Source organism: Aeromonas sp. QDB18 (genome assembly GCF_027705325.1).
GTDB lineage: Bacteria > Pseudomonadota > Gammaproteobacteria > Enterobacterales > Aeromonadaceae > Aeromonas > Aeromonas caviae.
The window spans coordinates 1-10,211 of the sequence record NZ_JAPDBQ010000152.1 but is presented as its reverse complement, the minus strand read 5'-3'; the positions used below and the strand labels follow the sequence as shown (position 1 = coordinate 10,211).

Genomic DNA, 10,211 nt, shown 5'->3' with positions numbered 1-10,211 from the left:
GGATACCGTGTCTCCTTTCCCGGGGAATGGCTATGGCACAGCGAAGGTGTAGCACTATTGGGATCAGTTATTTAGGGACTGCCCGCTGTTTGTGGGCTTCAACCGTCGCTATCTGCCCGCCATGGCCGCCGCACGCGGCCAGCCGCTGACCGAGCTCCATTGGCAAAAGCACAGGCACGCCCTGCCGGGGGCGCCTCGCCAGTTCTTGTTCGACGACTGTATCCATGTGCTCGACAGCCTCTGCTGTTATGGCGGCGAGCCGGACGGGGAGCTGCATGCGGTGCTGCGACGCAGCAGTGAGCAGCCCGAGCTGCTGGCCGGGGTGAGCGTTGCCTGGCAGCGCGGGCAGATGGCGGTGAGCGGCAGCATGAATCGCAGCGCCGGCATGACCGAGGAGCGCATCGATGCCTATGGCGACAACCTCTCATTGCATATCGAGAATTGCACCCGTGGCCTGCTTGCGCGAGACAACACAGTGCAGACTCTGGCTCCGGGCGACTGGCAGCCCGTGCTGGCGAGCCGAGGCTTTGTCGCCATGCTCGAGCACTGGTATGGGCAGATTGACGTCGGGCGGGCAGACGGGGCGCTGGTCGAGAGCTACCTGAAAAGCCATCGACTGGCGGAGCGCCTCGTCGCCCTGGCAAAGGGATGACCCGGAGGCAAGGGGCTGGTGACGCCGGCAGGCATCACTGGCCAGAGAAGCGGCAGAGCACTGTATGAGATGGTGGCTCCTTGCGCAGTCAGCCGGGAAAGGTGCCAGCGAGCGAGCCAAGCGAAGGCGGGTTTGTTATCTTGGCGGCCATCAAGAGCAGCAGGGCAAGAGATCGCAATGAAGAAGGTGTCGAAGATGAGATGGCTGACCGCAGTGGGCGGGGTATTCCGTTCATGAGCATCATTCTGGGGATCGATCCCGGTTCGCGCATCACCGGTTACGGGGTCATTCGCATCGTCGCGGGCAAGGCGGAATACCTGGGATCGGGCTGCATCCGCACCGATCTGGGGGAGCTGCCGTCTCGCCTGAAGCAGGTCTATGACGGGGTGAGCGAGATCATCACCCAGTTCAAGCCGGACGAGTTCGCCATCGAGCGGGTCTTCATGGCGCGCAACGCGGACTCGGCCCTGAAGCTCGGCCAGGCCAGGGGAAGTGCCATCGTCGCGGCGGTCAACGCCCTGCTGCCGGTGAGCGAGTACTCGGCCACCCAGATCAAGCAGGCGGTGGTGGGCACCGGTGGCGCCGCCAAGGAGCAGGTACAGCACATGGTGACTCATCTGCTCAAGCTCTCTGCCACCCCCCAGACGGATGCGGCGGATGCCCTCGGGGTGGCGCTTTGCCACTTCCACACCCGTCAGAGCCTCATTCGCATGGCTGGGCGGGCCAGCGGATCGGTGCGCGGCCGTTATCGCTGATCCCCGGGGGAGGGCTTCTGGTGTTGGCAGGGGAGCGCGGGGAGCTGCTGGCAAAATCGCTGGTCGGGTCACAATCTGTCGCATCCCTCGATGGGACTCCCATGGAGAAGCGCACCGAGCGGATGAATATCTTTCTACTTTATCAATAACTTGTGACATTCATCACATATCCGCGATGAGCCGGGTCGGTTTCGTCTTGCTCCGCCACACTCCCATAATATGGCGCCTGTTCAATAACTGTGTCCGTATGAGCCTTTCTGGCTCTCGTGTTAATCATCATGGGAGAGACAAGAGTGAAACCTTTTGCTGCTGAATTTATGGGAGCCTTCTGGCTGGTGCTGGGGGGCTGCGGGAGCGCCGTGCTGGCTGCTGCCTTCCCCAATGTGGGGATTGGCCTGCTGGGCGTGGCCCTGGCGTTCGGCCTGACCGTGCTGACCATGGCCTATGCCATCGGTCATATCTCGGGTTGCCACCTGAACCCGGCCGTGACCGTCGGACTTTGGGCTGGTGGTCGCTTCCCGGCCTCCAACGTGCTGCCCTACATCGTGGCCCAGGTGCTTGGCGGGATCGTGGCAGGTGGCGTGCTCTATGTCATTGCCAGCGGACAGGCGGGTTTTGATGTGAGCGCAGGCTTTGCTTCCAACGGCTATGGCGAGCATTCCCCCGGTGGTTACAGCCTGCTGGCCGCACTGGTGTGTGAAGTGGTGATGACCGGTTTCTTCCTGTTTGTCATCATGGGGGCCACCGACAGCCGTGCGCCGGCCGGGTTTGCTCCCATCGCCATCGGTCTGTGCCTGACCCTCATCCACCTCATCAGCATTCCGGTGACCAACACCTCGGTCAACCCGGCGCGCAGCACTGGCGTGGCGCTTTTTGTCGGTGACTGGGCCGTGGGCCAGCTCTGGCTGTTCTGGGTTGCCCCCATTGTCGGTGCCATTCTGGGTGCATTGGCCTATCGTGTGATCGCCACGAAAGAGTGATGTGTTGCTAGTTAACGTGTGGTATCGACACGCCCCCGGGCGTGTTTTTTTATGCCTGAAGGAATACCGGGCAGGGCGCCATGCTGACGATAGGGTGCGGCATGATCACAGTCCCTTGGCGCTCAGCATCTCTTTGTAGCGCTGATGCAGCAGCTTGACCCGTTCCACATAGGCCCGGGTTTCGGCATAGGGCGGTATGCCGCCGTGTTTTTGCACCGCACCGGCGCCTGCATTGTAGGCGGCGGTGGCCAGGGCCACATTGCCGTCATACTGCTTGAGCAGACCCGCCAGGTATTTCACCCCGCCAAAGATGTTCTGCTCCGCCAGCAGGGCGTTGCCGACCCCGAGCTCGCGCGCCGTGGCGGGCATCAGCTGGGTCAGTCCCATGGCGCCCTTGCGGGAGACGGCCAGAGGATTGAAAGCGGACTCGGCATGGATAAGTGCCCGGATGAGGGCAGGCTCGACCTGATAAGCCTTGGCTGCCGCCTGTATGGTGCTGGCGTAGTCATAGAGGAAGAGGCCTGTCGTGCGCCAGTTGACCTTGGACGCCGGATCGCAGGCATAGCAGTCGTTGAACAACAGCAGTTCGTAGTGACCCTGCTCCGGCATCATGTCGGAATAGCGTATGACCCCGTTCTTTTGTACCGACTTGTAGACCTGGATCTGACGGCTTGCAGGCTTAGCGGGTTCAGGGGAGGGGAGCGGCGCCGTGGTGAGTGACACGGTACGCGGCGTGGGAACCGGGGAGGAGACAGCCGTCTCCGGGGTCAGGATCACCACCTCTGCCGGTGGCGGTATCTGAGCCGGGGCTGCGTGGGAAAACAGCGGCATCATGCCCAGCAACATCCATGCTTTCAACGGCTTGCTCCTTAAGCCTCGTTAGCCACGTTGAGTAAAGCATTCGGGATGGCGCAGAACAAGTTCCCGTGAACAGGGGAGGCTGGAAATGTGATGGCAGAGGGACGTCCCGCCTGTGTGCTCACTCAGGACAAGGGGCGCGGCTCATGGCGTCAAGGGACGCATGATCGCAACCTCGTCTTTTCCATCGAGTTATTGGCTTTTTTGTAAGTTAAAGGCGTGTTATCTTGCTGTTGCTCCACTCTGGTCAGATCTCTTCGTGGAGCCAGAGAGCGAGCAGGAGAGGGCCGGTATGGCCAGAGCGAAATGGGCATGACAAGCAGGCGAGCGATGGAGCTCAGATTCGAAGAGTACTGTGATGCGGATCTTTCCCTCATCAGAGACTATTACGAGACGACGTTTTCCCACTATGTGCCGGATTTGGCAGAACGGATTTTTGTGGTTCGTGATGCGCACTGGCTGGTGGGGGCGGTGCGCCTGCGCGATGAACAGGATTACTACCACTTGTGCGGCTTTCGTCTGCTCCCTCACTACCAGTCCCTGGGGCTGGGGTCCCGCTTGCTGCAGCATGCCTGCCGCGATCTTTCCGACAAGCCCGTGATCTGTCACGCCCTGCCGTTCGAGAAACCCTTCTACCTCAAGGCGGGATTTGACCACCTTCCCCTGCATGAACTCGACGGGCCCCTTCACTCCCTCTATCACCAGCAGCACGAACAGGGTTACCAGATCGAGCTGCTGGTGCGTCAGGCGAAGGCGCCTGTTTTCAACTGAGATCTTATTGGGGTTTGGTCAGCAGGTGGATCTTGCCTGGTGACAGCTCCAGCCCCAGCAGATTTTCCTTGAGCCAGGCCTGATTGGGATCCTTGTCATCCAGCTTGTAGACAGGCTGGGTCTCCAGCCGTTTCTCCATGCTCTGCAGCAGCATCCTCAGCATGAAACCAAACTTCTGTTCCGCCGCGGCAGGCTCCAGCTTGTAATCGATGAGCTTCATGTTGTCGAGGAAGAGCGCACTCTTAGCCTTGTCGTAGCGGGGCATCGCCTCATAGGTCATGTTGAGGCGCGCGTCGTACTCGGTCTGATCCGGGAGCGCGATTTTCAACTTGCCTTTGCCAAACACCCTGGCGGTATCCGGGCTCTGGCGACCAATCTGCACATCGCTCTGCTCGAGTTGCACATGGGCCTTGATGATGCCGGGCAACTCCAGCTGTTTGTCCACTTGCACCTGGGATTGCAGGTACTGATTTATCTGCTGCTCATTGATGTCATATGAGCCTTGACCTAGCATGGCCAGACTCAGCAGCATAGATTGCAGGATCATGCTAACGACCTGATAGAATGGGTGTGCCCCATAGCATACCATCCCGACCCTGTGGGGTCTGCCCGTGCCATCTGTCCAATACACCAAGGAGTCGCCTTGCTCGACGGTCTGGAATACGACATTCAGTTGCTGTTTTCCCGCTTTCTCGGCTGGTTGTTGCTGTTGTTTCACACCGTGATCGTGGCAGGGATCTCCCTGCGGGTGGTGATGAAGCGACGTCCCATCGGGGTATCCCTCGCCTGGTTGGCCCTCATCTATGCCATCCCCTTCGCCGGGGTCGGTTTCTACGTGCTGTTTGGCGAGATACGCCTCGGTCGCAAGCGGGCGGAGCGGGCCCAGGCCATGTACCGTCCTTACGCCATCTGGATCCGCCAGCTCGCGCGCCTCTTCCCCCAGCACTGCTGCGAGGTGGGCAGCAAGGCACGCCCGCTCCACGATCTGATCCAGGGGCGCTTGGCCATGCCCATGCTCTCGGGCAACCGGATGACCCTGCTGCACAAGCCCAAGAGCATCGTAGAGGAGATAGTGCGCGACATCCGGGGCTCCTCCCAATCCTGTTATCTGGAGTTCTACATCTGGCACCCCGGCGGGGATGTGGACGAGGTGTGCGAGGCGTTGATGGAGGTGGCTGCACGCGGCGTGGATTGTCGTGTCTTGCTCGACTCCATCGGCAGCAAGACCTTCTTCCGCTCCTCCTGGCCCAAAACCTTGCGTGCCGCTGGTGTCAAAGTCGTGGAAGTGTTGCCGGTCGGCGCCTGGCGCATCCCGTTTCAGCGCCAGGACTTGCGCATGCACCGCAAGTTGGTGGTGATCGATGACAAGGTTGGTTACACCGGCTCCATGAACATGGTGGATCCTCGTTTCTTCAAGCAGGATGCCGGGGTCGGCCAGTGGGTCGACATCATGATCCGGGTGCAGGGCCCCGTGGTGCCGTTGATGTGGTCCACCTTCGTCTGGGACTGGGAGATGGAGACCGGCGAGCGGCTGCTCGACAGTCTGCAACATGAGCCGGAAGCCTGGCCACAGACCAACTATCGGGCCCAGCTCATTCCCTCCGGCCCCTTCGTCGGCGGTGACTGCATCCAGCAGAGCCTGCTGCTCGCCATCTACCAGGCTCGTCATCATCTGGTGCTGACCACCCCCTATTTCGTGCCGGACGATCCGCTGGCTGCGGCCCTCTCTTCGGCGGCGGCCCGCGGCGTGCTGGTGCAGTTAGTTCTGCCTGCGCGCAACGACTCCCTGATGGCCAACCACGCCAGCAACTCCTTCATGGAGGATCTGCTGGCGGCAGGAGTGGAGATATACCGCTATGATGCCGGACTGCTGCACACCAAGAGCGTGCTGGTGGACGATGATTTCGCCCTGGTGGGCACGGTCAACCTCGACCGGCGCAGTCTCTGGCTCAATTTCGAGATCACCCTGCTCATCGACAACCCGGTGTTTGTCGCCGAGATGAACCAGCTGGTGCAGGGCTACATGCTGGAGGCGACCCCCATGTCACTGACCAGGTGGCGTGCCCGCCCCTGGTACAAAAAATTGCTTGAGAACATCTTCTACCTGTTCAGCCCCCTGCTGTGACAGCCAGAGCGTGGACCCCAAGCCGTTGTCTGGCTTGTGTTGATGCCCATCCTCCCCGTAGAGTGCGCCCATGCACCCGCCATTGAACCATTGTGGAGAAACAGAACTGATGAAGAAAAAAGTGGCCTTGGCCGTCGGAGCCGTGTTGGTGGTGGGAGGGCTTGGCGCCTGCTGGTACACGGGCAATACGTTCGACCGGATCCTGGCCGAGCAGATCGCCAGGGCGCAGCAGGAGAGCGGAATCGAAGTCACCTGGAGCCCGGAGACGGAGAATCTGTTCACCCGCGACGGCGTGCTCAAGGTGGTGGTGCCGCCCCAGACGCTGGCGAGTTTTGATCCCCAGCTGGCGGGAAGCGAACCCATCGAGATGCAGTTCGCGTTCAACAGCCGCCTGTTGCCGCTCTATATCAAGAGCCACCTCCAGCTTGATACCGCACAGGGCACGCTGGCGCCCATCCTGACCTCTCTGGGGATGCAGCAGTGGCAACTGGGGGCAGAATCGGCGAGCAGCCTCTGGACCATGAGCAACAGTTCCCGCTTCTGGGTGAGTGACTTCAAGGTCAAGGAGGGGCTCAACGAGTTCACCTTCCTGCCCTTGAACGGCGATTATCGCGGGGATCTCAACGGCAATGGCCATCTCACCGCCCACTGGTTGGGGATGACGGTCCACGATGCCCAGAGCAAGACAGATCTGGCCTTGGCGGATCTCAAGGGCAGTGCCGACATGGCCGAGATCAGCGGGCTCTGGCTCTCTCCCCGCAGCGATGCGACCCTCACGGCCTTCACCCTGACCCAGCCGGGGAACGTCAAGATCACGCTGGAGGGGCTGACCACGGCCACCGAGCTGGCGGGGGACGATCTTCAGACGCTCTCCACTCGCTATCAGATGAAGGTGGCGACCCTCAACATGGAGAGCGAGGAAGACCGGCTCGCGCTGACCCAGGGAAATCTGGATCTCTCCCTCAAGGGGCTGGATCTCGAGGGGTATCAGACGCTGCAAGAGGCCAGCAGCAAACGGGTGGACGAAGCGGCCATCCAGGAAGCGCTGGACAAGATGCTCCAGAGAGGGGCCACACTGGAACTGGCGGATCTGAGTGCGCGATTGAACGGTGAGCCTGTCAGCCTGCAAGGGGAGGCCAAACTGGCGCCCACCACCCTGGCACAGTTGATGGGCAGCGAGGAGGGGATGCAGGCACTCTCCGCTCTGCTTCATGCCCACCTTGGGGAGAAGCTGGGCCAGGCTGTTCCCCAGTTGGCCCCCATGCTGGAGCAATTCACCGCCATGGGATATCTGAAGGCGCAGGAGTCACAGCTTCAGGCCGAGCTCAAGCTCGACAAAGGGACCGTGACCGTCAATGGTCTGCCGCTGCACCCGTGAGTGCCGCGCAATGAAAAAGGCTCCTTCGGGAGCCTTTTTTCTGGGGGCGCGCAGCCGCTTATTTGAACACGACTGTCTTGTTGCCGTAGACGAAGACCCGCTCGTTCAGCACCAGTTCCAGCGCCCGGCTCAGCACGGATTTCTCCACGTCGCGTCCGGCCTTGGCCATGTCATCGGCACTGAAGGTGTGATCGACGTGGATCACGTCCTGCTCGACGATGGGGCCTTCATCCAGATCGTCGGTGACGAAGTGGGCGGTGGCACCAATCAGCTTGACCCCGCGGTCGAAGGCCTGACGATAGGGGCGGGCGCCGATGAAGGCAGGCAGGAAGGAGTGGTGGATATTGATGATCTTGCGCGGATAGGCTTCCACGAAGCTTGGGGTCAGCACACGCATGTATTTAGCCAGGATGACGTAATCCGGCTGGTAGCCATCGATGAGCGTGCGCACTTGCTCCTCATGCTCGGTGCGGCTCAGATCCTCGTGGCTCACGCAGTGGAAGGGGATGTCGAACTTGCCGGTCAGCTCGGCGAGGGTGTCGTAGTTGCCGATGACCGCGACGATGTCCATGTCCAGGGCGCCGGCATAGTTTTTCATCAGGATGTCGCCGAGGCAGTGAGTCTCCTTGGTCACCAGGATGACGATGCGCTTCTTGCCCGCCTTGACGAGACGACGCTGGGCGCCGGCAGGCAGGGCATCATCGAGGTCGGCCAGCAGGGTTTCGTCGTTGAAGCGCCCTTCCAGCTCGGTGCGCATGAAGAAGCGGCCGTTTTCGTGATCCACGAACTCGTCGTTCTTGTTGATGTTGAGCTGGTGCTTGTAGCAGATGTTGGTGATCTTGGCGATGAGACCCTTGGCGTCGGGGCAATCGGTCAGCAGTATTTTCTTTTCCATCTCTGTCATGATTCCGTTTGTGATGTTGGCACCCGGTCTGCGCGGGCGCGCGCGTTTTTGCTGGCACTATGCCACAAACGAAATCAGAAAGGACAGCGCGCCGTGTATCGGGTGGTGCTCGCGCGAAAATTGCAGTGCAGCCAGCTCCCGGTTTGTCTTTGATGGGTTTTTGGCTGGCATCCTGCGTCTTTTTTCTTTAGGCTGTCTGCGCTTATTCTCAGGGCGGGGCGAAATTCCCCACCGGCGGTATCCCGATGTGACTCGGGGAGCCCGCGAGCGCCCGACCCGGCATTCATCCGGGACGGGGTCAGCAGATCCGGTGAGATGCCGGAGCCGACGGTCATAGTCCGGATGAAAGAGGATAAGACAGATATTGCTGGCCAGACCCTGCCGGGTTGGCCGCCGCATGGCTACTTCTGTCTGCCTTTCCATGCCCTGATTCTGGTCCTTGTCTTTTTTAGGAGTCTTACCATGAATCAGTCTCTACTCAGTGAATTCGGTGATCCCATTGCTCGCGTCGAAGCCGCGCTGGCCGCCCTGCGTGCCGGTCAGGGTGTGCTGGTGGCCGATGATGAAGATCGTGAGAACGAAGGCGATCTCATCTTTGCCGCAGAAACCATGACCAACGAGCAGATGGCCATGATGATCCGCGAGTGCTCCGGCATCGTCTGCCTCTGTCTGACCGACGAGCGGGTTCGCCAGCTCGAGCTGCCGATGATGGTGGAGGCCAACTCCAGCCACTATCAGACTGCCTTCACCGTGACCATCGAAGCGGCGCAGGGGGTGACCACCGGGGTGTCCGCCGCCGATCGCATCACCACCATCCGCGCGGCCATCGCCGACGGAGCCCGGCCCTCCGATTTGCATCGACCCGGCCATGTCTTCCCGCTGCGCGCCCGTACGGGTGGGGTACTGACCCGCCGTGGTCACACCGAAGCGACCGTCGATCTGATGCAGCTCGCCGGGCTCAAACCTTATGGAGTTTTGTGCGAGTTGACCAAGGAAGATGGCTCCATGGCCAGGTTGCCGGACCTGGTGGCCTTCGGTCGTCAGCACCGGATGCCGGTCCTGACCATCGAAGATCTGGTGCAATATCGTCAATTGCTGTCAGAACGTTCAGCCTGAGCCTCATACGAAATTGTAATAAGCCCAAATTTTGGTTACGCTTTGTGCGAACCTCATCCAGGGACACTCATTTTCGCTTAAAGTTTGTACGGAAAGTGTGCAGCTAAAAAAAAATGAGGGTTTTAACGCATTTATCTGTGATGAGGCCTATCCAAACTATGATTTTTTTGTGCCATAATCACGCCGCTTGCTAAACGTCTGGCGAGTTAAAGGGAGCTTTTAAAAATGAAAAAAATGTTGTTGGTAGGTGTTGTTGGTCTGTCCGCTCTGCTGGGCGGTTGTGCAAACACCAGCGAACTGGAAACTTCCGTTCAGAATCTGTCTAACAAAGTTGACCAACTGGCTCAAGATGTTAGCGCTGTTCGTGCTGATCAGTCCAAGATCGCTGCTGATGTTGCAGAAGCCAAGCAAGAAGCTATGCGTGCTAACCAGCGCATCGACAACATGGCTACTTCCTACAAGAAGTAATCCATGCGAAAAAATGGCGCATTTCAATGCGCCATTTTTTTTTGCCTGAAATTCATCAAATTACCGCGTTTCCCCGCTGAAACCCGCCTGACAAGGCAATGCCGACGAATCGGCATCCCCTCTTCTGATACCAATCAGATTAAAGATGTGATCTAATTGCTCTATTCTGGTTTCACTGTACTCAGTATGTCCGATCCAATCGAT

Annotated in this window: 10 protein-coding genes, 1 pseudogene and 1 riboswitch; of the genes and pseudogenes, 8 read left to right on the top strand and 3 right to left on the bottom strand. The window is 59.7% G+C overall.

Annotated features, from left to right (window positions below):
- Window positions 1–73: 73 nt before the first annotated feature.
- From OKC30_RS17725 to aqpZ, 3 genes and pseudogenes are all read left to right on the top strand, one after another.
- A pseudogene (locus OKC30_RS17725) lies at window positions 74–652 on the top strand (Gfo/Idh/MocA family protein); the annotation flags it as partial.
- A gap of 233 nt (window positions 653–885) precedes the next feature.
- A complete protein-coding gene (gene ruvC, locus OKC30_RS17720; RefSeq protein WP_270665092.1) occupies window positions 886–1,407 on the top strand; it encodes a crossover junction endodeoxyribonuclease RuvC in 522 nt (173 codons plus the stop codon).
- Between the two features lie 293 nt (window positions 1,408–1,700).
- A complete protein-coding gene (aqpZ, locus tag OKC30_RS17715; protein ID WP_042878791.1) occupies window positions 1,701–2,387 on the top strand; it encodes an aquaporin Z in 687 nt (228 codons plus the stop codon).
- Between the two features lie 105 nt (window positions 2,388–2,492).
- On the opposite strand, the gene OKC30_RS17710 is transcribed toward aqpZ, so the two are convergent.
- Window positions 2,493–3,233, bottom strand: coding sequence for a lytic transglycosylase domain-containing protein (locus OKC30_RS17710; protein WP_160839523.1), 741 nt, complete (start codon window positions 3,231–3,233; stop codon window positions 2,493–2,495).
- 342 nt (window positions 3,234–3,575) lie between these two features.
- Here OKC30_RS17710 and OKC30_RS17705 point away from each other — a divergent pair, with 342 nt between their 5' ends.
- Window positions 3,576–4,016, top strand: a complete 441-nt coding sequence (locus OKC30_RS17705; RefSeq protein WP_010673518.1) for a GNAT family N-acetyltransferase — start codon at window positions 3,576–3,578, stop codon at window positions 4,014–4,016.
- Between the two features lie 4 nt (window positions 4,017–4,020).
- On the opposite strand, the gene OKC30_RS17700 is transcribed toward OKC30_RS17705, so the two are convergent.
- Window positions 4,021–4,563 carry a DUF1439 domain-containing protein gene (locus OKC30_RS17700; RefSeq protein ID WP_234888699.1) on the bottom strand — a complete coding sequence of 181 codons (543 nt, stop codon included), beginning with the start codon at window positions 4,561–4,563 and terminating at the stop codon, window positions 4,021–4,023.
- A 96-nt stretch (window positions 4,564–4,659) separates the two neighbouring features.
- On the opposite strand from OKC30_RS17700, the gene cls reads away from it, so the two are divergent.
- A complete protein-coding gene (gene cls, locus OKC30_RS17695) occupies window positions 4,660–6,141 on the top strand; it encodes a cardiolipin synthase (RefSeq protein ID WP_010673520.1) in 1,482 nt (493 codons plus the stop codon).
- Between the two features lie 109 nt (window positions 6,142–6,250).
- Window positions 6,251–7,519: a DUF945 family protein gene (locus tag OKC30_RS17690; RefSeq protein WP_270665088.1), complete on the top strand. Its 1,269-nt coding sequence runs from the start codon at window positions 6,251–6,253 to the stop codon at window positions 7,517–7,519.
- Window positions 7,520–7,577: 58 nt separating this feature from the next.
- Here the strand turns inward: OKC30_RS17690 and purU are convergent, their stop codons facing one another.
- A complete protein-coding gene (gene purU, locus OKC30_RS17685; RefSeq protein WP_029313992.1) occupies window positions 7,578–8,414 on the bottom strand; it encodes a formyltetrahydrofolate deformylase in 837 nt (278 codons plus the stop codon).
- Between the two features lie 209 nt (window positions 8,415–8,623).
- Window positions 8,624–8,781: riboswitch (FMN riboswitch) on the top strand.
- A gap of 104 nt (window positions 8,782–8,885) precedes the next feature.
- Here purU and ribB point away from each other — a divergent pair.
- Both ribB and OKC30_RS17675 read left to right on the top strand, forming a co-directional pair.
- Window positions 8,886–9,539, top strand: coding sequence for a 3,4-dihydroxy-2-butanone-4-phosphate synthase (gene ribB / locus OKC30_RS17680; protein ID WP_010673523.1), 654 nt, complete (start codon window positions 8,886–8,888; stop codon window positions 9,537–9,539).
- 225 nt (window positions 9,540–9,764) lie between these two features.
- Window positions 9,765–10,007, top strand: a complete 243-nt coding sequence (locus OKC30_RS17675) for an Lpp/OprI family alanine-zipper lipoprotein (protein ID WP_010634682.1) — start codon at window positions 9,765–9,767, stop codon at window positions 10,005–10,007.
- Window positions 10,008–10,211: the final 204 nt, after the last annotated feature.